At 70.4% G+C, this 24,134-nt stretch carries 21 protein-coding genes and 2 tRNA genes; 6 read left to right on the top strand and 17 right to left on the bottom strand.

Going from position 1 to position 24,134, the window contains the following annotated elements:
- The first annotated feature begins 276 nt into the window (after positions 1-276).
- Positions 277-1,569, top strand: a complete 1,293-nt coding sequence (locus ACFY1J_RS02330; protein ID WP_390730437.1) for a cytochrome b/b6 domain-containing protein — start codon at positions 277-279, stop codon at positions 1,567-1,569.
- On the top strand, positions 1,566-3,176 hold the full coding sequence (locus ACFY1J_RS02325; protein WP_390706560.1) for an NADH-ubiquinone oxidoreductase-F iron-sulfur binding region domain-containing protein: 1,611 nt from the start codon (positions 1,566-1,568) through the stop codon (positions 3,174-3,176). Before ACFY1J_RS02330 ends, ACFY1J_RS02325 begins: the two co-directional genes overlap by 4 nt.
- A gap of 113 nt (positions 3,177-3,289) precedes the next feature.
- Here ACFY1J_RS02325 and ACFY1J_RS02320 read toward each other — a convergent pair.
- Positions 3,290-3,362 (bottom strand) — tRNA-Ala (locus tag ACFY1J_RS02320).
- A gap of 138 nt (positions 3,363-3,500) precedes the next feature.
- Here ACFY1J_RS02320 and ACFY1J_RS02315 point away from each other — a divergent pair.
- A complete protein-coding gene (locus ACFY1J_RS02315; protein ID WP_390730436.1) occupies positions 3,501-4,700 on the top strand; it encodes a glycosyltransferase 87 family protein in 1,200 nt (399 codons plus the stop codon).
- Here the strand turns inward: ACFY1J_RS02315 and ACFY1J_RS02310 are convergent.
- The gene (locus tag ACFY1J_RS02310; RefSeq protein ID WP_006136074.1) at positions 4,690-4,923 is read right to left on the bottom strand and encodes a hypothetical protein; all 234 of its coding nucleotides are present in this window, start codon (positions 4,921-4,923) and stop codon (positions 4,690-4,692) included. The genes ACFY1J_RS02315 and ACFY1J_RS02310 overlap by 11 nt on opposite strands.
- A 246-nt stretch (positions 4,924-5,169) precedes the next feature.
- Entirely contained in the window at positions 5,170-6,639 is a 1,470-nt protein-coding gene (locus ACFY1J_RS02305) for an MFS transporter (RefSeq protein WP_390706562.1), read from the bottom strand.
- Positions 6,640-6,762: 123 nt separating this feature from the next.
- Here ACFY1J_RS02305 and ACFY1J_RS02300 point away from each other — a divergent pair, with 123 nt between their 5' ends.
- Positions 6,763-7,671, top strand: a complete 909-nt coding sequence (locus ACFY1J_RS02300) for a helix-turn-helix transcriptional regulator (RefSeq protein WP_390730435.1) — start codon at positions 6,763-6,765, stop codon at positions 7,669-7,671.
- 53 nt (positions 7,672-7,724) lie between these two features.
- Here ACFY1J_RS02300 and ACFY1J_RS02295 read toward each other — a convergent pair.
- From ACFY1J_RS02295 to ACFY1J_RS02265, 7 genes are all read right to left on the bottom strand, one after another.
- Positions 7,725-7,797 (bottom strand) — tRNA-Ala (locus tag ACFY1J_RS02295).
- Between the two features lie 92 nt (positions 7,798-7,889).
- Entirely contained in the window at positions 7,890-8,558 is a 669-nt protein-coding gene (locus tag ACFY1J_RS02290; protein WP_390706564.1) for a histidine phosphatase family protein, read from the bottom strand.
- Positions 8,558-9,001, bottom strand: a complete 444-nt coding sequence (gene rsfS, locus ACFY1J_RS02285) for a ribosome silencing factor (RefSeq protein ID WP_316757643.1) — start codon at positions 8,999-9,001, stop codon at positions 8,558-8,560. The genes ACFY1J_RS02290 and rsfS overlap by 1 nt, the downstream gene beginning before the upstream one ends.
- Positions 9,002-9,104: 103 nt before the next feature.
- The gene (locus ACFY1J_RS02280) at positions 9,105-10,796 is read right to left on the bottom strand and encodes a LytR C-terminal domain-containing protein (protein WP_390730434.1); all 1,692 of its coding nucleotides are present in this window, start codon (positions 10,794-10,796) and stop codon (positions 9,105-9,107) included.
- Positions 10,797-10,812: 16 nt separating this feature from the next.
- Positions 10,813-11,499: a nicotinate-nucleotide adenylyltransferase gene (nadD, locus tag ACFY1J_RS02275; RefSeq protein ID WP_390706566.1), complete on the bottom strand. Its 687-nt coding sequence runs from the start codon at positions 11,497-11,499 to the stop codon at positions 10,813-10,815.
- A 79-nt stretch (positions 11,500-11,578) separates the two neighbouring features.
- The gene (locus ACFY1J_RS02270) at positions 11,579-11,740 is read right to left on the bottom strand and encodes a hypothetical protein (protein WP_363295124.1); all 162 of its coding nucleotides are present in this window, start codon (positions 11,738-11,740) and stop codon (positions 11,579-11,581) included.
- Between the two features lie 119 nt (positions 11,741-11,859).
- Complete coding sequence (locus tag ACFY1J_RS02265; RefSeq protein ID WP_363295125.1) at positions 11,860-12,021, bottom strand: hypothetical protein; 162 nt, start codon at positions 12,019-12,021, stop codon at positions 11,860-11,862.
- Positions 12,022-12,123: 102 nt separating this feature from the next.
- On the opposite strand from ACFY1J_RS02265, the gene ACFY1J_RS02260 reads away from it, so the two are divergent.
- The gene (locus tag ACFY1J_RS02260; protein WP_390730433.1) at positions 12,124-13,203 is read left to right on the top strand and encodes a M48 family metallopeptidase; all 1,080 of its coding nucleotides are present in this window, start codon (positions 12,124-12,126) and stop codon (positions 13,201-13,203) included.
- Between the two features lie 397 nt (positions 13,204-13,600).
- Here ACFY1J_RS02260 and ACFY1J_RS02255 read toward each other — a convergent pair whose 3' ends face one another.
- The 5 genes from ACFY1J_RS02255 to proB form a co-directional block, all read right to left on the bottom strand.
- Positions 13,601-14,671 (bottom strand): hypothetical protein, encoded by a 1,071-nt coding sequence (locus ACFY1J_RS02255; RefSeq protein WP_390730432.1) that lies wholly within the window; start codon positions 14,669-14,671, stop codon positions 13,601-13,603.
- Positions 14,672-14,760: 89 nt separating this feature from the next.
- Complete coding sequence (locus ACFY1J_RS02250) at positions 14,761-15,360, bottom strand: hypothetical protein (RefSeq protein WP_390706569.1); 600 nt, start codon at positions 15,358-15,360, stop codon at positions 14,761-14,763.
- Between the two features lie 71 nt (positions 15,361-15,431).
- Positions 15,432-16,718 (bottom strand): glutamate-5-semialdehyde dehydrogenase, encoded by a 1,287-nt coding sequence (locus ACFY1J_RS02245; protein WP_316757659.1) that lies wholly within the window; start codon positions 16,716-16,718, stop codon positions 15,432-15,434.
- Between the two features lie 131 nt (positions 16,719-16,849).
- A complete protein-coding gene (locus ACFY1J_RS02240) occupies positions 16,850-17,278 on the bottom strand; it encodes a hypothetical protein (RefSeq protein WP_390706570.1) in 429 nt (142 codons plus the stop codon).
- Positions 17,279-17,400: 122 nt separating this feature from the next.
- Entirely contained in the window at positions 17,401-18,507 is a 1,107-nt protein-coding gene (proB, locus tag ACFY1J_RS02235) for a glutamate 5-kinase (RefSeq protein ID WP_390706967.1), read from the bottom strand.
- Positions 18,508-18,720: 213 nt separating this feature from the next.
- On the opposite strand from proB, the gene ACFY1J_RS02230 reads away from it, so the two are divergent.
- The gene (locus ACFY1J_RS02230) at positions 18,721-20,154 is read left to right on the top strand and encodes a polysaccharide pyruvyl transferase family protein (protein WP_390730431.1); all 1,434 of its coding nucleotides are present in this window, start codon (positions 18,721-18,723) and stop codon (positions 20,152-20,154) included.
- 247 nt (positions 20,155-20,401) lie between these two features.
- On the opposite strand, the gene ACFY1J_RS02225 is transcribed toward ACFY1J_RS02230, so the two are convergent.
- Positions 20,402-21,559 carry a glycosyltransferase family 2 protein gene (locus ACFY1J_RS02225; protein ID WP_390706968.1) on the bottom strand — a complete coding sequence of 386 codons (1,158 nt, stop codon included), beginning with the start codon at positions 21,557-21,559 and terminating at the stop codon, positions 20,402-20,404.
- Positions 21,560-21,961: 402 nt separating this feature from the next.
- Complete coding sequence (locus tag ACFY1J_RS02220) at positions 21,962-24,067, bottom strand: hypothetical protein (RefSeq protein WP_390706969.1); 2,106 nt, start codon at positions 24,065-24,067, stop codon at positions 21,962-21,964.
- Positions 24,068-24,134 lie beyond the last annotated feature (67 nt).

The following is a 24,134-nucleotide window of genomic DNA, read 5'->3' as shown; positions in this document are numbered from 1 at the left end:
TAAGCAGAAGGCGTACGGCACGCATGGCGTCAGGGTACCGCAGGCGTTGAGCAAGTCGCGACGCGCTTCCGTATGCCTGGCTGACACAACGAACACGGCAGCAAGGTCTGAACCAAGGTCAAAGCTTACTTCGCGTAACACCGCACTAAGGGACATCGCATCAGTCGCATTGTCCTTTGATAACAACGCAATAACTCAAACCTCGTACTGATCGGTATGGCGCCGCTTAGAGTTCGGCAGCGGGACCGCTTTCCCGAACTGCTCGGAGTTGCCCCCATGAACCCTCGTCGTAGTAACAGCTCGCTCCCCAAGCCCGGCCGGTCGGCCTATGGGGTGGCGTCGGCTGTCGTCCTGCTGCTCATACCCGTGGTGGTACTGAACGGCGGCAGCTGGCTCCAGGACTTCCTCAACTTCGGTGCGGGCGTCCTGTCGCTCGTCTGCCTCACCTGCTCGGTGATCTGGGGCCTGATCGCCCAGGACCGGCTCATCCTCGACACGCGCCAGCGGATCATTGCCCAAGGCATCCACCGGGTGACCGCGGTCGCCTCGATCGCGTTCCTCCTGGTGCACATCACGATCAAGCTGGCGCTTGAGCACACCGTCCTGATCGCCGCGCTGATCCCCTTCAGCCTCGGTGTCTCGGGCAGCGGCGGGCTCATCGGCCTCGGTTCCCTGGCCGGTCTGCTCATGATCTTCGTGGGTGTCACCGGCGCGCTGCGCAACCAGTTCGCGTCGCCGGCACCGGTGGCCGCGCGCTGGCGCGCCATGCACATGCTGGCCTACCCGGCCCTGTGCACGGCTCTCATCCACGGCCTGTTCGCGGGACGTCCGGCCAAGACGTTCTTCATGGTGTCGTACGAGCTGTGCCTGGTCGGAGTGATGGCGGCCCTCGCCCTGCGCGCCGCGCCGCGCAGTTTCAAGCGCAAGGTCGCCGACCGGATCGTCGCGATCATCGGCAACGAGGAGCGCTCCGGCCTCGAGGGGCTGGACGCGAGCCGGGCCCGGACGGCGGAGGCCTCGTCCGGACTGCCGGGATACGAGAACGAGCGTCCGGCCAGGCCGTCGTTCCCGGACACGGCGGCAGCTCCCGCGGCAGCCGCCTACGGCGCCGCCGCGACCCCCGAGCCCGCGTCCGGCTTCGCGGCCGCCTACCGGGCCGTGAAGACTCCCTCACGAGCCGAGCAGGGCTTCGCCGCCGGCCAGACCGCGCGCATGGACCTGCCGCTGGACATGCAGGCCACTTCGGCGATGCCGCGCATGGACGGCCCCTCCAGCACCTCGGGCAGCTGGCCGATCCCCTCTCCGCCGCCGGTGGGCGAGGCGCCGCCGTCGGCGTACGACCCGCTCCAGGACACCGGATACAACATTCCGGTCTATGGCAATTCGGGCGGTGCCGGGTATCGCGGAAGTGACGTGTACGACACCGGTGAGACGAACAACCTCTACGGCACGTACAACTCGAACGACACGTACAACAGCGGTCCCGCCAATGAACCATCCCCCGGCACGTCGTACGACACGCCGGGTTCGGGCGAACCTTGGAACACGCCTTCCGGAGGCTATAGGTGAACGAGGCCCTGCCCGACGTACCAGAAGTCCGCGTGGTCGGACTTCCTCAGCTCACGTCGGGCTTCGACCTTGTCGAAAGGCTCGATCTGCCCATGCACCTGAAGGTGCACGGGCCGCTTGAACCCCTGGGCGGCGAGCAGCTCGCGCAGCTCGCCGAACGGATCAACCTGAAGGGCCGCGGCGGCGCGGGCTTCCCCTTCCACAAGAAGCTGCGCTCGGTCGCCGAAGCGGCGATCAAGCGCGGCGTACGGCCGGTCGTCGTCGTCAACGGAAGCGAGGACGAACCGGCCTGCCGCAAGGACACGGTGCTGATCAACCGTGCCCCGCACCTGATCCTGGACGGCGCGCTGCTGTGCGCCGAGGCCCTGGGTGCGCGCACGCTCGTGGTGGGGGTCACCCGTGAGTCGACCCAGCGCTCCATGGAGGCCGCGCTCGCCGAACGCGGCCTGTCCAACGGCCGCCGGTCGGCGCTCAAGGCGTTCGTCCAGCGCAACCCCGTCCGCATGGTCACCGGCGCCGCCGCGTCGCTGATCCGCTCGATCGACGGCGGCCCGGCGATCCCGCCCGGCCGCAAGACCAGCGCCTCGCAGAACGGCGTCGGCGGCGCGCCCACACTGCTGTCGAACGCCGAGACGTTCGCCCAGCTGGCGATCGCGGCCCGCATCGGCCCGGAGCGCTACGGCAACACCGGCCTGTACGACGAGCCGGGCACCGTCATGCTGACGGTCTCCGGCGCGGTCGCCCGCCCGATGGTGATCGAGGTGCCCACCGGCGTGCCGCTGCGCTACGTCCTCCAGCTGGCCGGGGCCCCGCCGGTGCCGCAGGGCGTGCTGACCGGCGGCTACCACGGCAAGTGGATCGACGCGGCGACGGTCAACGAGGCGATCGTCTCCCGCAACTCCCTGGACGCGGTGGGCGGCGCGCTCGGGGCCGGCGCCATTCTGCCGATCACTCAGGAGACGTGCCCGCTGGGCGAGTCGCTGCGGGTGGCCCAGTGGCTGGCCGAGGAGAGCGCGGGACAGTGCGGTCCCTGCTACCTCGGGCTGCCCGCCGCCGCGCGCGGCATGGAGGACATCCTCAACGGCGGCGGACCGGCCGCCCTGGAGGCTCTCAAGCAGGTCGCCAAGAACGTGAAGCGGCGCGGCGCGTGCTCGCACCCGGACGGCTCGGCGATGTTCCTGGAGTCGACCATCAAGGCGTTCACCGACGACCTCGCCGCCCATGTCCTCGGAAACGGCTGCGGAAGGCCCGTGGAGGGCGTTCTGCCGCTCTTCGAGGGAGGCATGGCCCCGTCGGGCATCACGGGCGGCGGAGAGCCGGAGGAGAGCGGAGGCAGCCGCCAGAAGATCTACGTGGACTGGACGCTGTGCCGGGGCCACGGCCTGTGCGCGGACATCCTCCCGGAGGTCTTCCAGCTCGGCGCCGACGGCTTCCCGACCGTCGCCCAGGCGAAGGTGCCGCAGTACGCGGAGGCGAAGGCCCTGCGCGCGGTGCGCCGCTGCCCGGCGCTGGCGCTGCGCATCGAGGAGGACACGCGCTCGCAGGCGCCGTCCCGCAACCTTCCGGTCCTCTCCCAGGGCCGCGGCCGCCGCGCCCTCGGCCGCTGAGCACACGAACGGCGGGTCACCCGGCTCGGGTGGCCCGCCCCCGTCGTGCCCCGACCACCTCCGTACACGACGAAGGCGGGTCATCCGATCGGATGACCCGCCTTCGATTTCTGTGGAGCTAAGGAGAATTGAACTCCTGACCTCCTGCATGCCATGCAGGCGCTCTACCAACTGAGCTATAGCCCCGTGCGGCCATGCGGTGGAACCACATGTTCACCGTGTCGCCCGGTTGCCCCGGCGGCGACGCCAACATTACACGGTCGAAGGGGTGCACCACCAAATCGTTTCCGTTCTGTACGGATTCGGGCGCTAGTGTCGCGCTTCGTGTCCGTGATCGCGATCCCTGAAGCCCGCCGCAGCGCATCGGTCGCCCTGGGCGCGTGCCTCTTCTCCTTCGCCGCGTTCTGGGTCGCACAGCGGGCCGCGGACGTGTCGATGATCGACCTGATGGTGTACCGGGCCGAGGGAGCGACCGTCCGCGCGGGCGGCGACCTCTACGCGCTGCGGGCGACCCCCGAGCATCTGCCCACCACCTACCCGCCGTTCGCGGCCCTGCTGTTCACTCCGCTGACGCTCCTGGACGTCCCGCTCCTGCGCGCGACGGCGACGGCCGCGAACCTCGCCCTGCTGGTGGGGTTCGTGCGGCTGTCGCTGAAACTCGTGGGGCACGCGCGCGTGGAGAGCGTCTGGTGGGTCGCGGCGGCGGCCGTGTGGTGCGAGCCGGTGTGGACGACTCTGCGCTACGGACAGGTCAACCTGTTGCTCGCCGTCCTGGTGCTGTGGGATCTGTCTCGCCGTCCGGGCGACGGCCCGGCCCGCTGGGCCGGAGCCGGCCTGGGGCTCGCCGCGGCGGTCAAGCTGACGCCCGCGCTGTTCGCGGTGTTCCTGCTCGTCACCGGCTGCGTGGCGCGCCTCAGGGGCGGCGACGGACGGCCCTGGCTGCGGCACGCGCGCGGGGCGGCCGCCGCGTTCGCCGGGGCCACGCTGCTGGCGGCGGCCGTCCTGCCGTACGACTCGTGGCGGTTCTGGACGCGCATGGTCTTCCGCATGAACCGGGTGGGGCATGCCGAGGAGACCGCCAATCAGGCCCTGCGCGGCGTTCTGGCGCGTCTGCTGCACACACCGGTCCCGGGAGCCCTCTGGGCCGCCCTGGCGGCTCTGGTGGCCGTGACAGGGCTCTCGGTGGCGGTCCTGGCGGAGCTGCGGGACCGGCGGGCGTGGGCGGTGGCCGCCTGCGCGGTGACGGCGCTGTTGATCAGCCCGGTTTCATGGTCGCACCACTGGGTGTGGTGTGTGCCACTGGTACTGCTGCTGTGGACGCGAGGGCACCGGGCGGCCGCCCTGGGCACCGTGCTGGTCTTCTGCTCGTACGCCCTGTGGTGGGTGCCCCACGGGCCGGCACGGCCCGAACTGCACCAGGGGGGCGTCGCGTTGGCGCTGTCCGGCCTCTACGCAGGGGCCGGACTCGTCTTCCTGACACTGGCCGGACATCGTTGCCGAGGCCCGGCCGGAGTCAGGCCGTGACGAACGAGTAGAACCGCTTGAGCGTGCAGTGCTCCTCGAGGAGCCGGCCGTAGATCGGCTCGCCCTCCAGCTCGCGGTACGTCTCGATCGGGTCGCCTTTTATGATCAGCGCCCGCGCGCATTCCTCGCACCAGTACTGGTAGTCGGGGTTGATCGGCTCCATGTCCCGGACGATCGGCGTTCCGCTCCCGCACCAGTCGCACTTTCGCCTGTGTGCACCCATAGATCAGCTCCAGCTGTGGCCGCAGGCCGTGCACACGTATGAGATCCCGCCGTTGTCGCCGAGTACTTGGGCCACATGGCCGGAACCGCAGGAAGGGCAGCTGAGACGGGTGGCCGTGTCCCGTATCAACGTCGCAGCGAAGAGGTGGCCCACCTCCCCGAGGATGCTCGCAGGCATCGCTACTCCCTCCCGTCGGGCGGCGCCCCCTTCCGGCCGTTTGATTCTGCCACGGCCGGGCCAATACGGTCAGCGACGCCTCAGTACCAGTCCGGACACGGCACCCACCGAGGCGGTGCCGGCCAGTGCCCACATGCACGCAGAAAGCGCCTCCGCAGAGGTATACGCCGCTGGGGCCCCGAGTGACTCAAGGCGGTTCAAGAACAGTGTGCCGAACGCCGCAACACCGATCAGCTGACCGAGCTGGGTGACCGTCGCGAGCAGCCCGCTCGCGTCCGCCGCGTCCTTGGGCCGCACCGCCGCCAGCGCCCCGGTCAAGGTCGGGCCGAAGGCGAGCGCGAGCCCGGCGCCCAGGCCGACGAACGCGACGTACAGCCCGGCTCCGCCGTCGCCGCCGCCGCGGAGCGCGAGCCCGACTCCGGCCACCGACACGGCGGTGAGCGCGAAGCCGGCCGGGGCCAGTGCCCGCTGCCAGGAGGCAGGCAGGCGCCGCCAGGTCAGCCCGACCGCGCCGAAGACCACCGCGGTCGGCGCGAAGCCGAGACCGGCACGCAGCGCGCTGTGCCCGAGGCCGCCCTGGAGGTGCAGCGTGAGCGCGAACAGGAATCCGGCGTTGACCGCCATGACGGCCAGGATGCGGAAGACGGCCAGGCCCATCCCGGGGTGCCGCAGCACCCGGGGCGCGATCAGCGGGGCGCCGCCGCGCCGGGCCAGCCGTGCCTCGTAGCCGCAGAACAGCGCGAAGAGGACCACGGCGGCCACCAGCGACAGCCAGGTCCACAGCGGCCAGTCCTCCTCCTGCCCGAGCACCAGAGGCACCGTCAGCAGCGAGACAGAGGCACCGAGCAGCACCAGCCCCGGCAGGTCCAGGCCCCGCGCCGCGCCGGGCCCGGCCGCGCCGCCCCTCGGCAGGACACGCCTGCCGAGCAGCAGCAGTACGGCGCCCACCGGCACGTTCACCAGGAAGACCGGCCGCCAGCCGGTGCCGAGGAGGTCGGCGCTGACCAGCAGGCCGCCGATGGTCTGCCCGGCCGCGGCGCCCACGGCGAGGACCGCCGAGTACGCGCCGAGCGCCCGCACCCGGGCCTCGCCGGTGAAGGTGCGCTGGATCAGGCTGAGCACCTGCGGGATCATCACCGCCGACCCGGCGCCCTGCACCAGCCGGAACACGATCAGCTCGGTGGAGCCCCGGGCCAGGCCGCAGGCGAGCGAGGCGGCGGTGAACAGGGCGAGGCCGACGAGGTGGACGCGACCGTGGCCGAACCGGTCGCCGAGGCGTGCGCCGGTGATCAGCAGCACGGAGTAGGTGATGGCGTATCCGGCGATCACCAGCTGCAAGTCGGCGCCGGAGGCGTGGAGTTCGGAACCGATGGTGGGGGCCGCGACGTTCACGATGAAGACGTCGAGGACCGCCATGAACTGTGCCGTGAGCACGAGCGCGAGCAGCAGCCGGGGCCGGTTGTCAGTGCCGGGTGTTTCACTGATCGCAGGGCCCGGAGCGGGCGTGGGACCCGGTCCCGTTCGGAATGTCGTCGTCATGCGGTCGAGCCTGGCGGCGCGCCGATACGGGTGCCGAGAGCCCGCCGATGCTGGTACTGACAGCACCTGGCAGGGGATGGACCGGGCACCGACGATGAAAACGTGACGACGGGGGACGTGACGATGAGGACGACACAGCGCCGCCGGCCGGAGCTGGCCGCCTTCCTGCGCAGCAGGCGCGCCCGGGTGACACCGGCCGACGTCGGTATGCCACCGGGGCTGCGCAGGCGCACACCGGGGCTGCGCAGGGAAGAGGTCGCCCAGCTCTCGGGCGTGGGGGTGACCTGGTACACATGGCTGGAGCAGGGCCGTCCGATCAACGCGTCCGCGCAGGTCCTGGACGCCGTTGCGCGCACCCTGCGGCTGGATCCGCCGGAGCGGGAGCATCTGTACCGCCTGGCGGAGGTGCCGTTCGACGCGGTTCCGGAGGTGCCGTCGCGGACGGTCGGGCCGGAGGTGCAGGGCATCATCGACGCCCTCGACCCGCTCCTGGCGGTGGTCTACAACGCGCGGTACGACATCCTCGCCGCCAATTCGCCCTACCGGGATCTGTTCGCGGTGCCGCCGCCCCTCAGGACCGGCGTGCCGAACGTGCTGTGGTTGCTGTGCACGGTGCCGGAGGAGGCCTGCCCAGTGGTGCACCTGGAGCACGAACTGCCGGTGATGGTGGCCACTTTGCGGTCCTCGTACGGCAGACATGTCGGCGAGCCGGCCTGGGAGAACCACATACGCGCGCTGTCGGCGGCCAGCCCGTACTTCGCCGAGCTGTGGGCGAGCGGTGCGGTGACGCAACCGGGGCCACGGGTGAAGACGTTCCGTCACGAGGCGGTGGGAGAACTGCGCATGACCTCGCAGTCGCTGTCGGTGGACGGGATGCCGGAGTGCCGGATCGTGGTCTACACACCGGAGGACGAAGGGGCCCGCGACAAGCTCGTGTTGCTCCGGGAGCGCAGACATCGGCTGTGGCCGCCTCCGGACGGCGAGGCGGCCGGAATGCTCCGTAGGTGGAACGCAGAAGATCCCGCCCCCTGAGGGGACGGGATCCTCATCACCGATCTTTGACAACTCAAGAGAGTGTCGATCCGTGGAGCTAAGGAGAATTGAACTCCTGACCTCCTGCATGCCATGCAGGCGCTCTACCAACTGAGCTATAGCCCCGTACGTTCCTCCCGCTCGGCGGGCGAACAAGAAGAACTTTAGCCTGCGACCTGCCGGAAAGCGAAATCCGGGGTCCGGGGCGCGAAGGACGCTCAGTCGTCGTCGCCGAGGACGGGCTCCGGGAGGGTGCCCGCGTTGTGCTCCAGGAGGCGCCAGCCGCGTACGCCCTCGCCGAGGACGGACCAGCAGCAGTTGGAGAGGCCTCCGAGACTCTCCCAGTGGTTGGCCTCCAGGCCGAGCAGCCGCCCGATGGTCGTGCGGATGGTGCCACCGTGGCTGACCACCACGAGGGTGCCGTCCTCCGGCAGCTTCTCGGCGTGCCGCAGCACGACGGGAGCCGCACGGTCGGCGACCTCGGTCTCCAGTTCACCGCCGCCGCGGCGGACCGGCTCGCCGCGCTTCCACGCCGCGTACTCCTTGCCGTACCGGGCGATGATCTCCTCGTGCGTCAGGCCCTGCCAGACGCCCGCGTAGGTCTCGCGCAGGGCCTCGTCGCGGGCGACCTCCAGACCGGTGAGCTCGGCGAGCTCGGCGGCCGTGTGCACGGCGCGTTGGAGGTCCGAGCAGACGATCACATCGGGCTTCAGGGAGGCGAGCAGCCGCGCCGCGCGCCGGGCCTGGCCGACGCCGGTCTCGGTGAGCTCGACGTCCGTGGAGCCCTGGAAGCGGCGCTCCACGTTCCAGGCGGTCTGCCCGTGCCGCCACAGGATGATCCGGCGGCCCCGGTCCTTCCGGTCGGTCACCTCACCCGTGGGGCTCATCACCACTCCCCGTCCAGTTCGGCCGCGTCCTCGGCGGCCTGCAGCTTGGCGTGCTCCTCGGCCTTGCCGCGGGTGGCCTTGGCGTCGGCGGGCAGCTCGAGCTCGGGGCAGTCCTTCCACAGCCGCTCCAGGGCGTAGAAGACGCGCTCCTCGCTGTGCTGCACGTGGACGACGATGTCGACGTAGTCGAGCAGGACCCAACGGGCCTCGCGGTCGCCCTCGCGGCGCACCGGCTTGGCGCCGAGCTCCTTCAGGAGCCGCTCCTCGATCTCGTCGACGATCGACTTGACCTGGCGGTCGTTGGGGGCGGACGCCAGCAGGAAGGCATCCGTGATCGAGAGCACATCGCTGACGTCGTAGGCGATGACGTCATGGGCGAGCTTGTCGGCGGCCGCCTGGGCGGCGGTGTTGATGAGCTCGATGGAACGGTCGGTGGCGGTCACTGCGTGGCTTTCCGTCGGCGGTCACTTGACATCAAGGGTCTCACGGACCACCGAGGGCACCCCACGTGATTATCGGATCACGAGGGGTGCCCCGGGGTCGTCCTCAGGAGGAGGAGGGCGTGTAGTTCTGGCCGAGGACCACCGAGACGCTGGCGTTGGAGCTGACCGTGCCCTTCGTCACGGAGCTGGCCGGCAGCCCCAGGGTCTTGGCGACCTCGGTGGCGTTCTCCTTGTCGGCGGCGGAGGAGTAGATCACCTTCGAGGTCGCCCGGGTGGTGGACGCCGTACCGCCCTCCAGGAAGGTGAAGCCGCCGTTGAGGAGGACCACACGGGCCTTCTCGGTGTTGTCCTTGACTCCGGTGGCGTTCTGCACGGAGACCCGGACCGCGGAGCCCGCGTCGGGGCTCTTGGCGGTGCCGCCGAGGATGTCCTTGACCACGCTGGAGCTGGTCTGGGCGCTCAGCGTGCCGTCGGTCTGGACGGGCAGCAGGGCCGTCTTGTAGTCGCCGCCCTTGGCGAGGTCGGAGAGCTTGGCGAGGAAGGTGCCCAGGTCCTTGTCGGTCAGGGAGGGGTCGAGGATCTGCGCGAGGGTCTGCACCGTGAGCGTGGCCGCCGAGGCGTCGGAGGACAACTTGCGCAGCACCCCCTGCATGACCTGGCCGAACCGCTCCAGCTGTGCGTTCTGGGCCTCGCCGGGGGCACGGTAGGTGGCGTAGGCGACGGCCATCTTGCCGCTGAGGGTCTGGCCCTTGCCCTTGTGGACGAGGGGCCCGTCGCCCTTCTTCTTCGCGGCCGGGTCGGGCACGTCGGCGTTGGTGTCGATGTCGATGTTGCCGACCAGCTCGACGAGGTTCTGCAGATAGGGGGTGTCCAGGCGCCAGGTGCCCTCGATGTTGGTGCCGAGGACGGTGTCGAGCTGGTCCCGGGTCCCGGAGGAGCCGTCGTCGTCGACCGACTTGGCGAGGGTCGTGGTACTGCCGGCGTCGTCGGTCAGGGCGAGGGAGTTGGGCAGCAGGACGGTCGTGCCCTGCTTGGTGGTGGTGTTGTCGACCAGCAGCGCGGTGGAGGTGCCGCCCTTGCCGGTGTTGTGCAGATGGACGACGATCACGTCGCGGTTCTGGGCGGCCGCGGACGTCGTCGTGCCGGCCTTGGAGCCGGAGGAGGACAGACCGGGCAGCTTCCCGGCGTACCAGAGGTAGCCCACACCGCCGACGGCGACCAGCGCGAGGACGACGACGAGGGCGACGACCCGGCTGCGGGCGCGGCGGCGGGCCTCCTCACGGCGCTCGGTGCGGTTCTCGGTGAACTTCAGCCAGTCGATGACGTCCTCGGAGTTGCCGTCCGGCTCCTCGACGAACGCGAACTGCTCGGTGCGGTAGTCCCGTTCACGGGCCGCCGGGGCCTGCGGTTCCGGCTCCTCGGCGGGCCCGGGCTGCTGCGGAATGTGGGCGGTCTGCCCGGCGGCCCGGGGCTGCCGGCCGGTTGCCGCGTTCTGCCCGTAGGGGTCGTACGGGGGTGCCTGGCCGCCGCCGGGGGCGCCCGTGCCGTACGGGTCGTAGGACACCGTCGGCCGCTGCCCGGTGTCGTAGGCGTCGTACGGCGGCACGGGCTGCTGCTGCCCGGTGGCGTACGGGTCGTACCCGTAGCCCTGCTGCGCGTACGTGTCGTACGTCTGCCGCGGAGCCTGCGGAGCCTGCTGCGCCGGGATCTGGCGGTAGACCGGCTGCCCGTACTCGTCGTAGCCGACGAGTTCGTACTGATCGCCGCCGTATCCCGCGTCGTATCGGTCGTTCACCGGTGCCCCTCTCGGTTCACTCGCCGCGGTACAGCTCGCGCTTGTCGATATAACGCACGACCCCGTCCGGCACCATGTACCAGATGGGGTCGCCCTTGGCGACTCTCGCACGGCAGTCTGTGGAAGAGATGGCCAGCGCGGGAACCTCAACGAGCGAGACCCCGCCCTCCGGGAGTCCGGCGTCGGAGAGGTGATGACCCGGACGGGTGACCCCGATGAAGTGCGCCAGGGAGAACAGTTCCTCGGTGTCGCGCCAGGTCAGAAGCTGGGCGAGGGCGTCCGCACCGGTGATGAAGAAGAGGTCGGTGTCGGGGTTGAGCGCGCGCAGGTCGCGCAGGGTGTCCACGGTGTAGGTGGGGCCGCCCCGGTCGATGTCGATACGGCTCACCGAGAACTGCGGGTTCTCCGCGGTCGCGATGACCGTCATCAGATAGCGGTCCTCGGCCGGGGAGACCTTGCGGTGGGTCTTCTGCCAGGGCTGGCCCGTGGGGACGAACACGACCTCGTCCAGGTGGAACTGCGCGGCGACCTCGCTGGCCGCCACGAGGTGCCCGTGGTGGATCGGGTCGAACGTACCGCCCATGACGCCGAGACGGCGCTTGCCCGTGTTCACGGGGCCGTTGCCGGGCCCGCGCTCGGGGCCGTTCACCATGTCGTTCGCCATGTCGTTCGCCGGACCGGTAGGCATGTCCTGCTCCTCCATGCGTGCAGACCCTACCGGCCCGGCCTACGGGCCTCGTCCGTCAGACCTCGGGGGACGGCCCGGCGACGGGTGTCCGCGCTCAGCGGTCGCGGTTGAAGCGGGTGGTGATCCACAGCAGGAGCAGGAGGATGATGAAGGCGCCTCCGCCGGTGACGAGAGGGTTGAGGCTGTTGTGGTTGCCGCCCTCTTCGCCCTCGGCGGCGAGGGTGACCAACTGGGCAGCGGTGCTGTGGAAGCTCATCTTCGGCAGGCCTATCCGGTGTGGGCGGGATAAAGATGTCGGCTCATCGTAAGCGGGCGGCCCTGCGCCCCTCGCGCCGACTCCGCCGTTGGGGACGAGCGGGGAACGTTCGCGGCGGCTCAGTCGTCCTTCTGTTTGTACCCGCGCAGCAGGAACCAGCCGGTCAGTGCACAACCGAAGAACATCACGATCAGGACGATCCGGAGCAGATTGCCCGCCCCGTGCTGCTGGGCGGCGCTCGCGGCCTCGGTCAGCCAGGCGGCTGCGGGGTGGTGCTCCATGACGTGGCTCCTTCGGCTGTACTGCCCGTCCACGGTATCTCCGCCTAGGCTGGGCTCTGCCTTGGGGGCACATAGGGCACACAGACGCACATGGGGGATGACATGTCCAGCGACGGTCACGAGCAGAACGGGAACGAGCGCGTACCCAGCAGGCAGCGCCGGCGCTTCCCGGGGATCTCCTCGCGTGCCTACGAGCACCCGGCCGACCGCTCCGCGCTGGTGGCACTGCGGAAGCTGAGCGGCTTCGACACCGTCTTCAAGGCGCTCAGCGGGCTGCTGCCGGAGCGGAGCCTGCGGCTGCTGTTCCTGTCCGACTCGGTACGCGTGTCGGACCAGCAGTTCTCTCATCTGAACGACATGCTGCGGGACGCCTGTTACATCCTGGACCTGGAGAAGGTCCCGCCGATGTACGTCACGCAGGACCCGCAGCCGAACGCGATGTGCATCGGCCTGGACGAGCCGATCATCGTCGTCAGCACGGGCCTCGTCGAGCTGCTCGACGAGGAGGAGATGCGGGCGGTCGTCGGCCACGAGGTGGGGCACGCGCTGTCCGGTCACGCGGTGTACCGCACGATCCTGCTGTTCCTGACGAACCTCGCGCTCAGGATCGCCTGGATACCGATGGGCAACCTCGCGATCATGGCGATCGTGACGGCGCTGCGGGAGTGGTTCCGCAAGTCGGAGCTGTCCGCCGACCGGGCGGGGCTGCTCGTCGGCCAGGATCTGCAGGCCTCGATGCGCGGCCTGATGAAGATCGCGGGCGGCAACCATCTGCACGAGATGAACGTGGACGCGTTCCTGCAGCAGGCCGAGGAGTACGAGGCGGGGGGCGACCTGCGCGACTCCGTGCTGAAGATCCTCAACGTGCTGCCGCGCTCCCACCCCTTCACCGCGGTGCGGGCGGCCGAGCTGAAGAAGTGGGCCGAGAGCCGCGACCACCAGCGGATCATGGACGGGCACTACCCGCGGCGCAGCGAGGACAAGGACACCTCGGTCAGCGACTCGTTCCGTGAGTCGGCGCAGAGCTACGCCAGTGATGTGAAGACCTCCAAGGACCCGCTGATGAAGCTGGTCACCGACCTCGCGGGCGGGGCCGGGCACCTGGGCGGCCGGGTCCGGCGGGGCTTCGACGGCTTCACGAGCCAGCCCCCGCCGAAGGCTCCGCCGCAGGACGAGGAGTGACGGCGGGGTCGGCCGACCCCGGGCGCGGGCCGAGCGGGCACGGATCAGCTCCGGCACGGTCGCTCCGCGCCATCACGGCAGCGCGCTGGTGCGCCGGGGAGGCCCACACCGCAGGGGCAGGCACGGGCACGGACGAGGACCGGCACGGCCAGGACAGGCGCGGCCAAGACGCGCGCAGGGCATGGGGCAAAGCTGCGGCCGCAAGCTCCGCCGCCTGCTGACGCAGGACCCGGCACGGGGACAGGCACCTTCTCCGACACCGCCACCACCGCCATCACCGGCGGCAATGGCCGGGCACGGGCGCCGGCTCCGCCCCGGTCCCGGCCCGCCCAGTCCGGGCCCGCCCAGTCCGGGCCGGCCCGGTCCGGCCCGCCCCCGCCGCCTCGAGCAGCCCCTCTCACGTCGTCGGTTCGGCCCCGGTGGCCAGGGTTCCGCAGAGGGCCGTTGCGCTGCCCGTGGCGTAGGGGTTGGTGCCCGCCGGGCCGCCTGCCTTGGCGGTCTGGCCGGCCAGGAGCGGGTGCAGGTACTTGGTGGAGTCCTCGGCGCAGGAGAGAGGGCCCGCCTGCACATAGGAGACGACCAGCTGGGTCTGGTGGGTGCGCAGGTCGTCGCGGTCGAAGCGGAATGTCAGCTCGCGGCGGACGGTGAACAGGGACACCAGGGCCTTGGCGTCGGCGCCGGCCGGCCGCAGCGCGTACACGAAGGTGTGGTCCGCGGTGACCTCAAGGGTGGACGAGTTGGTCTCGGCGGCCTGCAGCGTGCCCTGGACGCGGATCTTGCGGTCTGCCAGCTGTGCGTGGGAGGGGTCGAAGCGAACCAGCCAGCCGGTGGGCGCGTGCCGGCCGTCCGCGGCGGGGTGCTCGAAGCTCTGGTCGAACTGGTCGAGTTGGTCGGGGTCGACCAGGACGCGCGCGGGGTGGGTCTGGCTGCTGTTGAGCACCTCGGGGTAGAGCGCGGAGCGGACTATGTAGTCCTTCGCCGTGCTCAGAGCGGTCACGACGTCGCTGTCCGAGAAGTGGACGGTGCGCCGGGAGGCGGGCAGCGGAATCCCCTCGGCGCCGACGGCGTACTGCGCGGCGGGGCTCTGCGTGTACAGGTACTCGGCGTCGGCCGAGCCGGGCACCTTGCCCTGTGGGGAGAGCGGGATGACGGTCATCCGCAGGGGCTCGACGGGCTGCCGGGCCTGCGGGGAGCTGTACGGGTGACGCACGCCCATGTAGATCGCGGTGCCGAAGGCGACGGCGATCAGCAGGATGAGGATCAGCGCCTGCCGGGTCAGCCCCCGGTGCAGGGGCGGGCGACGGCGTACGGCGGGCGCGTGGTCGGCCATGCGCTCCTGCGCGGAGTACTCCTGAAGCCGGGCAGCACGGACGAACGACTCGTCGAAGACGACGGATCGGTACTCGTCCTCACCACCCACGGGGCCGCCCTCGGGTGTCCCCTCAGGTGGGTCTCCAGGCCCGCCCATACTTTCAGAGTAGGTCTGGAGAGGCTCGGGTAAACGCCCTGGTACACGACAAGTTCTGACAGGTTCTCACCAGGAGGACGACAGGCAGCTCAGGGCGAGCGCGGGATCGCCGAGACGGCCGGCTGGGAGGTGTCGGCGGACACGGAGGGAGCCGCCGCGGTGCCCTGTTCCAGGCCGGTCGAGGCGGGGGGCGGGACCTGGTCCCGGTCGCCCGAGGAGGCGCTGCGGTAGACGGCCGCGAAGGCCAGCGCGACCATGCCGATGCCCATCACCAGGGCGAGCACCCAGGCGACGGGGCGGTGCCAGCGGACCTGTCTGCCGTAGGTCCCGGGGGCGCCGTAGCCGTCGTCGAGGACCTCGGTGTCGTCCAGGTCGTCGAAGTCGCGGTCGCGGCCGAAATCGTGTCCGTCGGGGCCGTACCCGTCGTCGAAGCGTTCGCCGGCGGCGTGTGCCCGGCGCGCCTCGGCCTCGGAGGCCTCGGCTCTTGCCTGGGCGGCGGCCAGGAGGCGCTCGACTGCGGTCGGCTCGTGCACCACGGCCGCGCGTACGAAGGCCTCATCGAAGACCACGGAGGCGAACTCTTCGTCCGACACCCCGTGGTCGTGGTCGTCGTCGGGCTCCCAGCCGTCCGGGAACGGCGTGCCCCCCACGTCCTCCGGCACGGATCCAGAGTAGACCTGGGGGGTCAATTTGGGCAGACGGTATGGAAATTCATCCGTCTGGTGAGACGCCTCTCACGTGCCCGCGAGGGCGGCATCCGTCAGCGGCGGACGTGGCCGTCGCCGGTGACGATGTACTTGGTGCTGGTCAGCTCCGGCAGGCCCATCGGACCGCGGGCGTGCAGCTTCTGCGTGGAGATGCCGATCTCCGCGCCGAAGCCGAACTGGCCTCCGTCGGTGAAGCGGGTGGACGCGTTCACCGCCACCGTCGTGGAGTCGACCAGCTGGGTGAAGCGGCGGGCGGCCTGCTGGGAGGTGGTGACGATCGCCTCGGTGTGGCCGGAGGTCCACAGCCGGATGTGCTCGACGGCCTTGTCGAGGGAGTCGACGACGGCGGCGGCGATGTCGTACGAGAGGTACTCGGTCTCCCAGTCCTCCGGGGTCGCCTCCACGACGGTCGCCTTGGAGTCCTTGGCGTACGCCAGGACGCGTTCGTCGGCGTGCACGGTCACCCCGGCCTCGGCGAGGGCGTCCAGGGCGCGCGGCAGGAACTCGGCGGCGATGTCCTGGTGGACCAGGAGGGTCTCGGCGGCGTTGCAGACGCTGACCCGCTGGGCCTTGGAGTTGATCAGGATCTCGACGGCCATGTCGATGTCGGCCCGGGCGTCGACGTAGACGTGGCAGTTGCCGGTGCCGGTCTCGATCACCGGGACGATGGACTCGGAGACGACCGTCTGGATCAGCGAGGCGCCACCGCGCGGGATCAGCACGTCGACCAGGCCGCGGGCGCGCATCAGCTCGCGCACGCTCTCGCGGCTCTCCCCCGGCACGAGCTGCACGGCGTCGGCGGGCAGCCCGGCGCCGCCCACGGCGTCGCGGATCACCCGGACGAGGGCGGTGTTCGACTCGTAGGCGGAGGCCGAGCCGCGCAGCAGGACGGCGTTGCCGGACTTCAGGCACAGGGCGGCGGCGTCGACGGTGACGTTCGGGCGGGCCTCGTAGATGATGCCGACGACGCCGAGCGGGACGCGGACCTGACGCAGGTCGATGCCGTTGGGGAGGGTGGAGCCGCGGACGACCTCGCCGACCGGGTCGGGCAGCCCCGCGACGTCCCGCACGTCGGAGGCGATGGCGCGGACCCGCTCGGGCGTGAGGGTGAGCCGGTCGACGATGGCCTCGCTGGTGCCGGCCTCCCGGGCCTTGGCGATGTCCTTGGCGTTGGCCTCGACGATCTCGCTCGTACGGACCTCCAGGGCGTCCGCGATGGCCAGCAGCGCGTCGTCCTTCACGGCACGCGGCAGCGGCGCGAGGTCGGCGGCGGCGGCCTTGGCGCGGTAGGCGGCCTGGGTGACCGGGGACATGGCGTCGTACGGCGAGAGCGTCGTCATGAGGGAAGGGTAGTGCGCCCGCCTGGGCGGTCCAGCGGTTGTTCCACACCGCGAGACGGGATCAAAGCGGGTGAAACGTGCCTAAGCGAGCGAAATGGCCCCACAAGGGCACGGAAGGCGCCCGCAAGGGATCAGAAGGGGTGAATCCCCACCGGGGTCGCGGGCGGCGGGCCGTAGCCCTCGGCGACGCGCTGGTGGTAGGTCTCGCGGTCGATGACCTCCAGGCCGACGATCTCCCAGGCGGGGAGCCCGGCGGTCTGGCGGTGCTCGCCCCACAGGCGCAGCGCGACGGCGGCAGCGTCGTGCAGGTCGCGCGCCTCCTCCCAGTAGCGGATCTCCGCGTGGTCGTGGGCGTACCGGCTGGTGAGCAGGAAGGGGTGGTCATGGGCGAGCTGTTCCAGGGCGCGCCGCAGGTCCTTCAGCGGGACCTCGCCCCCGGAGACGCTGAGGGTGACATGCCACAGGCGCGGCAGGTCCTTGGGCTCCTCGTAGGTGTCCCCGGCCGCGACGCTCGTCAGAGCACCACGGGACGCCGCCGCCCCAGGGCGCACTCGTCTCACGACGGCCTCCTTCACGCAGCGACTCGGGAACGTGTTCCTGAGAGAAAGTTGAGCAGGCCGCACGGCTCCGCGGGGCGGTTTTACGGAACGTCCCCCACCGGGGGCGGTCGTTACGCCCCGGTTTACGGGTGGAGGATCACCAGGTCGTCCCTGTGTACGACCTCGCGTTCGTACGCCGGCCCCAGTTCCCGAGCCAGTTCCCGTGTCGAACGTCCGATCAGCTGGGGGATCTCCTTGGCGTCGAAGTTGACGAGCCCGCGGGCCACCGCGTGCCCCTCGCCGTCGCGCAGCTCGACCGGGTCGCCGGCGCCGAACTCGCCCTCGACGGCGGCGATTCCGGCGGGCAGCAGCGACTTGCGGCCCTTCACGACCGCGCGCACCGCACCGTCGTCGAGCGTGAGGTGGCCCTGCGGGGTGGAGGCGTGCTGCAGCCACAGCAGGCGGTCGGCGGAGCGCTTGCCGGTGGGGTGGAAGTAGGTGCCGGTGTCCCCGCCGGAGAGGGCGTCGGCCGCGTGGATCGCGCTCGTGAGCACCACGGGGATGCCGGCGGCGGCCGCGATCCGGGCGGCCTCGACCTTGGTGACCATGCCGCCGGTGCCGACACCGGCCTTGCCTGCGCTGCCGATCTCGACGTGGGCGAGGTCCTCGGGCCCCCGTACTTCCGCTATCCGCGAGGTCCCGGGCTTGCTGGGGTCGCCGTCGTACACGCCGTCGACGTCCGAGAGCAGGACCAGCAGGTCGGCATGGACGAGGTGGGCGACCAGGGCGGCGAGGCGGTCGTTGTCGCCGAAGCGGATCTCGTCGGTGGCGACGGTGTCGTTCTCGTTCACGATCGGGAACGCGCCCATCGCGAGCAGCTTGTCGAGGGTGCGGGAGGCGTTGCGGTGGTGGGCGCGGCGGCTCATGTCGTCGGAGGTGAGCAGGACTTGGCCGACGCGGACGCCGTAGCGGGCGAAGGAGGCGGTGTAGCGGGCCACGAGCAGGCCCTGGCCGACGCTGGCGGCGGCCTGCTGGCGGGCCAGGTCCTTGGGGCGGCGGAGCAGGCCCAGCGGGGCGAGGCCCGCGGCGATGGCGCCGGAGGAGACGAGGACGATCTCCTTCTCTCCCCCGCTGCGGCTCTTGGCGAGGACGTCGACGAGCGCGTCGACACGGTCGGCGTCCAGGCCGCCGGACGCGGTGGTCAGCGACGAGGAGCCGATCTTGACGACGATCCTGCGGGCCTCGCCCACGGCCTGCCTTGCCCTTGCCACTTACGGTCCGTCCCCTCGCGTCACGATACGGCTGCCCGCCTGGCAATCTACGCGAACGGGATGGTGCGTCGCGCGTCGGTCCACGCTCCGGACAGACCTCGCGTGATCGCCCGCTCACGCTTCGCGTACGGCAAAAAGGTTGCATTGGTTGCCTATAGAAATTAAAGACAGTCCAAACTTAATTTGAACTTTGTGTCATCAAAAGATCGCGGCGCGAAGCGCATCCTCCTGAGATCGGGGAAGAGTCCCTACGACGTCGTCTCTGTCGAAGACGCCCTCCATCGGGACGTCATCGCCACCAACTCCGGCAACCTGATCTTCAGCGACGCCGCCCACAAGATCCTTCAGACTCAGGGCACGGAGGTGGTCTCCAACGGGATCAGCGCCGAGGTGGCGGCGGCGGGCCGGATCAACGAGGAGTACGACGCCTTCGTCGTGCCGCTCGCCAATGCGTTCCGGCCCTCCTTCGAGAGCGGGCTGCGGCGGCTGACCCGGCTCATCACCAGGCTGAGGATCCCGGTGGTGGTGCTGGGGGTCGGCGCGCAGACCGGGGTGAGCTACAACCCCACGCGGCTGCAGCGGATCGAACCGGCGGTACGGGGGTTCGTCTCGGCGGTGCTGGACCGCAGCGCCTCGATCGGGGTGCGGGGCGAGTTCACCGAGCAGTATCTGAAGGACATGGGGTTCCGGGACGTCGAGGTGATCGGCTGCCCGTCGCTGTTCATGTACGGGCGTCAACTCGCCGTGCACAAGCGGGCGGTGGCGCTGACGCCGGAGTCCCGGATCGCGATCAACGGTTCGCACAGCGCGGTGCGGACGCAGGGCCTGGACCGGATCATCGACCGCACGCACGAGCGGTATCCGCGGCTGCGCTTCATCGGGCAGAACCTCAGCGACGCGCGGCAGTTGCACTGGCGGGATCTGTCGGACCCGAACGCCCAGGTGACCGCGATGCCGACGCATCCCGACCACCCGATGTACCGGGAGGACAAGGTCCGCGTCTACGTCGACCCCGCCACCTGGATCGACGACCTGCGCTCCTTCGACTTCTCCTTCGGCTCGCGCATCCACGGCAACATCGCGGCGCTGCTGGCCGGTACGCCGGCGACGGTGCTGTGCGGGGACTCCCGGACGCTGGAGCTGTGCCGGTACTTCGACATTCCGCACCGGCGGCTGGACAAGGTCGTCAAGGACCCGGAGAGCGCGGATCCGGCGCGGCTGTACGAGGACGCCGACTTCACCAAGTTGGTGGGCGGGCATGCGGAACGCTTCGAGCGGTTCACCTCGTTCCTGGACAAGAACGGGCTGGAGAACACCTTCACCCATGGGGACGGCGGCGCGGCCTTCGAGGAGCGGATGCGTTCGCTGTCGTTCCCGGCCGGGGTGCGCCCCTGGAACGACACGGACATGGCCTCGCTGACCTCCCGCTTCACCTGGCTGCACACCCGCATCAACGAACTGTCGGTGGACAACGCCCAGTTGAAACGAGACCTGGCCCGCACCCGAACCGGCACCAAGGCCACGGCAAAACTGACCCCGGCCACCCCGACACCCTCGGTCTACCGCCGCGCCAGACGAGCAGTGGGCAGACCGATCCGCAGGGCACTGCAGTCGGGCCGGGATTAGGAGCCGGCCGCTCCGCGGACCTCGCCGACCCGACGTGTGGACGGGCCGATCGCCCGCTCCCAGGGTGAACCCACCGTGACGCCGCAGAGCCCCGCCGAGTGGACCTCCCGGGGCCGCAGCGCGCGGTCAGGTGGACCGACTGTGCGGCGCTCGGGAGCGTGCGGTGGGCCGGCCGAAGGTTGTGAGGCCGTCAGGGGCGGCCTGCCCCGATCCCTGTCGGCCGAGGCAGCCGCAGGCGTCGGTGGCGTCACGCCGCCGCCGGGAAGCCCCCCGTCGGCAGTGAGCGGCGTACCTTGCGTATCGCCCGGCGGAAGAAGGAGTTCGCCGAGGCCTCGCGATAGCCCTCGAAGGCTCGGGCCTCTCGGGGTTCGGCGAGGTAGAGGGAGTCGGGGAGGCCCGCCTCGCGGGAGCGGAAGTGCGGGTAGACGAGATAGACGCGGGTGCCGCGCTTCTCCAGGACGGCGGCGGCCTGTCTCTTCGCCTTGACGAACTCCACGACGTCCTTGAGGAGTTCGGGTCGGCCGATGGCCACGAGGTGCAGCCGCAGGCGCTCGTGGACGCGGAGCCGGCGGGCGACCTCCGGAGTCCAGTAGGCGTCCATCAGCGGCTTGGCCAGCTCGAACTTGTGCCGCCTGACCTCCTCGCTGTCCTTGAGGTACTTGGGGCCGAACTGCGGCAACAGGGTGATCAGGAAGGGCCGGATCATGAGCGTGTCGCGCTTGGGGCCCGCGGGGACCATCTCGGCGATCAGGTTCATCAGGGCCCGCGCGGAGTCGAAGCGAAGCGTGTAGCTGCCGCTCTTCGTGACGTGCTTGCCGTCCTCGCGGCCCACCAGGTAGTAGCACGGGTAGTCGGCGACCACGGAGACCCCGTCGGCCCGCAGATACGCCTCCATCGTGAACAGCGCGTCCTCGCCGGTCCACAGGGACTCGTCGAACCGCATCCCGTGCCGTTCGAGCAGCTCGCGGCGGAAGAGCTTCTGGGCGCTCAGGGTGAACTTGATGTTGGACGAGAAGACGTCGGTACGGTCGAGGGTCTTGCCCCACATCGACTTCGGCGGGGTCCGGTTGATCCCCTCGACCTTGCCCAGGACCACATCGGTGCCGTTCTTGTCGGCCATGGCGACCATGCGCACCAGCGCCTCGGGGCCGAGCCGGTCGTCGGCGTCGAGAAAGAACACGTACCGCCCGGAAGCCTTGCCGAGGCCGACGTTGCGCGGCCCGCTCGGGCCGCCGGAGTTCTCCTGCCGGATCACGGTGACCGTCATGGGCGCCCGGGCCGCGAACTCCTCCAGGTACTCCCCCGTGCCGTCCGTGGAGCCGTCGTCGACCGCTATGACCTCGAGACGTCTCGGGTCGATGGTCTGCGCCTCGACGGACGCCAGGCACTCGACCAGGTACGGCATCGCTTCGTACGCCCCGATGATCACGGTCACATCAGGCTGCGTCACGACGGTCACGGTTCCCCCTTGTCAATGGAACATCTCCCCCGAATCGCCTTAATCGCAACTTGTTAGACGGTGGACAGGGTGAAGCGGTTGCCTCACCGCGCACAATCAGTGGCCTACGTCACACGGCGAACGGATCGACAGGGGCTCTGGCGGGTGACATCGGACAGTACGGACAGCCGGTAAGAGTTACTCACCACCAAGGCGAAACGGGAGTAAGAGGGAACGGTAAGAGACCTGAATCCGCAGGTCAGGGCGGCATCCACGCACGTGGCAAGAAGGGGCCCCGGCCCCGAGGATCGCTCCTCGGGGCCGGGGCCCCTTCTTCTCTTCCGGTCCGGGTGTCTTCCGGTCCGGGCGTCAGCCCGCGGTCACACCGTCCGGGTCACCCGTGGACGACAGCCGCTGGCCCGGCAGCACATCCGCGAGTTCGATCTCCTCCGCGGCACCGGCCGCGGCGCGGGCCTCCTGGCCCACGTTGCGGGTCTCGGCCTTGCGGGCGAGGTCCGCCACCGCCGCGTTGAACTGGTCGATGGACTTCGGCTCGTCCGGACCCAGCAGATAGCGCTTGAGCTCCCCCCGGTCCGCCGCCAGCGGATCGGCCGAGGGGTCGCGGACCGCGTCCAGCAGCCCGCCCAGCTCGCCCGCGCTGTTGGAGAGGATCACCGCGGCGCGCACGGCCGTGTTCTGCCGCTTGAACTCCTCCACGCCGAGCTCGGCGGAGTCCGTGACGGCGTAGGGCTTACCGCTCGCGATGAAGTCGGAGACCACGGACGAGATGTCGGAGACCATCGCGTCGGAGACGTTGAAGCAGTCGTACAGCCGCGGCTCGGCGCCGGTGATGACCCGGTGCTCGTACGCGGGGAACGAGCGCCAGTACGCGGTGTCCCACTCGGCGCGCAGCCGGGCGATCTCCTCGTGCTTCTTGACGTCGACCACGCCGTCACGGCTGGCCTCGGCCTCGTCGCCCTTGTCGCCGACGGTGCCGGACAGCTCGGCGATACGGGCCTCGATACGGGTCAGCTCGGCCGTGGCCCGCGCCTGGGCGGCCGCGTCGGCGGTGAAGCGGGAGTCGGCGGCGCGCTCGGCGGCGGCCTTCTCGACCAGGGCCGTGATCCTCCGGTGCGCGGCGCCCGCCTCGGCGCTGACCGTGCCGGTGAAGGGGTGCGGCTTGTACAGGACACGGACCGGCGGGTCGGCCTTCACCAGCTTCTTCACGATGTTTTCGCCGGCGAGCACGATCGAGGTGTTGCCGGGGTTGCCGTCCCAGCCCTCCCAGGTCGGCGCGTAGAGAACCGTCGGGCAGTATCCATCAGCGGCTCCGCCGCGGGGGCCCTTCGGCACGCCCTGCCACGTCCGGATCGGCGCCAGCTGCGGGCGGCCGACCTCCACGATGTCGTCGTCGCGGACGCCGACGTCGGCGATGGCATAGCGGTCGCGGCCCGCGCGGCCGGCGGTCCACACCTCGTCGTACACCTTGCTGAACGGGTTGACGCTGGCCAGCTTGTCGCTGTCGCCGTGGCCGATGAAGACGTGCTTCATGGTCGGGACGCGCAGCAGGTGGATGTTCTTGCCGACGTTCGCCGCGTAGAGGGCGACGCGCACGGTGGACAGGTCCAGGTTCATCAGGTGCACGCCTCCGGGCACACAGATGACGGGCACCGTGGTCGGGGCCAGGCTGTTCAGGATGACGCGCTCGCGGAGGATGATCAGCGGCCGCGACTCCAGCCGCTCCATCGTCTCCAGCCACATGTTGACCTGGTACGCGGAGTCCTTGGAGCCGGAGAAGTAGAGCACCGTCTCCGGCTTGTAGACGGCCAGCCAGTCGTCGACGGCGGCCAGCACCTTCTCGGCGTTCGGCGGGATCTTGCGGCCGCGGACGTACGGCATGAGCGCGAGGACGTACAGGGAGCCCAGGCCGATCGTGATGCCGATGCCGATGAATCCGGCGACGGCCGAGTCCGTGGCCGCGGAGACCAGCAGACCGGCGACGGCCGCGAGGTCGAGGTGGAGCATCTTCTCCGCGGAGCGGTGCAGCAGACCGCGCCTCGGGGCGTCCGGGATGCGGATGCGCGACTTCAGGTCGATGTTGCGGGTGGCGACCGGCATCCGGCGGCGGTTGCGGATCAGGGTGACCAGCGCGCCGTGCGGGGCCTGGAGGCCGTAGAACGCGATGAAGCAGGCGATGGCGCCGTAGAAGATCAGGTTGTCCGAGAGGGACAGCCGTGCCAGCAGCAGGATCAGCAGCAGCTGCCGGATCAGGAAGCGGATCGACAGACCGGCTCGCACCTTGCTGAGGCGGTTGATCAGGTAGCTGCCCCTGCGGTGCAGATAGTGGTCCGCGAGGTACGTCACGGCGGCCGCTGCCACGAAGGCGTAGACGCTCGGGACGAGCGCGGCCAGCATGAGCGCCGGGAAGCCCAGCAGCACGAGGGCCGCCGCGGCCAGCTCGGCCGCGCTGCCCACCCGGGCGACGCGTATAGCGGTGGATATCACGGATAACCTTTTGCTGACAAAAAGGCCGAAATAAGAC

The organism is Streptomyces sp. NPDC001406 (assembly GCF_042895285.1).
In the GTDB taxonomy this organism is placed as follows: Bacteria; Actinomycetota; Actinomycetes; order Streptomycetales; family Streptomycetaceae; genus Streptomyces.
This window is presented reverse-complemented; position numbering and strand designations above follow the sequence as displayed.

Coding starts and splice junctions, on each gene's coding strand:
- ACFY1J_RS02290 (WP_390706564.1), bottom strand. CDS start 8,558: ATGAGCCCCACGGGTGAGGTGACCGACCGGAAGGACCGGGGCCGCCGG.
- ACFY1J_RS02270 (WP_363295124.1), bottom strand. CDS start 11,740: ATGAGCTTCCACAGCACCGCTGCCCAGTTGGTCACCCTCGCCGCCGAG.
- ACFY1J_RS02260 (WP_390730433.1), top strand. CDS start 12,124: ATGTCCAGCGACGGTCACGAGCAGAACGGGAACGAGCGCGTACCCAGC.
- nadD (WP_390706566.1), bottom strand. CDS start 11,499: ATGGAGGAGCAGGACATGCCTACCGGTCCGGCGAACGACATGGCGAAC.
- ACFY1J_RS02310 (WP_006136074.1), bottom strand. CDS start 4,923: ATGGGTGCACACAGGCGAAAGTGCGACTGGTGCGGGAGCGGAACGCCG.
- ACFY1J_RS02330 (WP_390730437.1), top strand. CDS start 277: ATGAACCCTCGTCGTAGTAACAGCTCGCTCCCCAAGCCCGGCCGGTCG.
- ACFY1J_RS02245 (WP_316757659.1), bottom strand. CDS start 16,718: ATGACGACGCTCTCGCCGTACGACGCCATGTCCCCGGTCACCCAGGCC.
- ACFY1J_RS02305 (WP_390706562.1), bottom strand. CDS start 6,639: ATGACGACGACATTCCGAACGGGACCGGGTCCCACGCCCGCTCCGGGC.
- ACFY1J_RS02255 (WP_390730432.1), bottom strand. CDS start 14,671: ATGGGCGGGCCTGGAGACCCACCTGAGGGGACACCCGAGGGCGGCCCC.
- ACFY1J_RS02225 (WP_390706968.1), bottom strand. CDS start 21,559: ATGCCGTACCTGGTCGAGTGCCTGGCGTCCGTCGAGGCGCAGACCATC.
- ACFY1J_RS02265 (WP_363295125.1), bottom strand. CDS start 12,021: ATGGAGCACCACCCCGCAGCCGCCTGGCTGACCGAGGCCGCGAGCGCC.
- ACFY1J_RS02300 (WP_390730435.1), top strand. CDS start 6,763: ATGAGGACGACACAGCGCCGCCGGCCGGAGCTGGCCGCCTTCCTGCGC.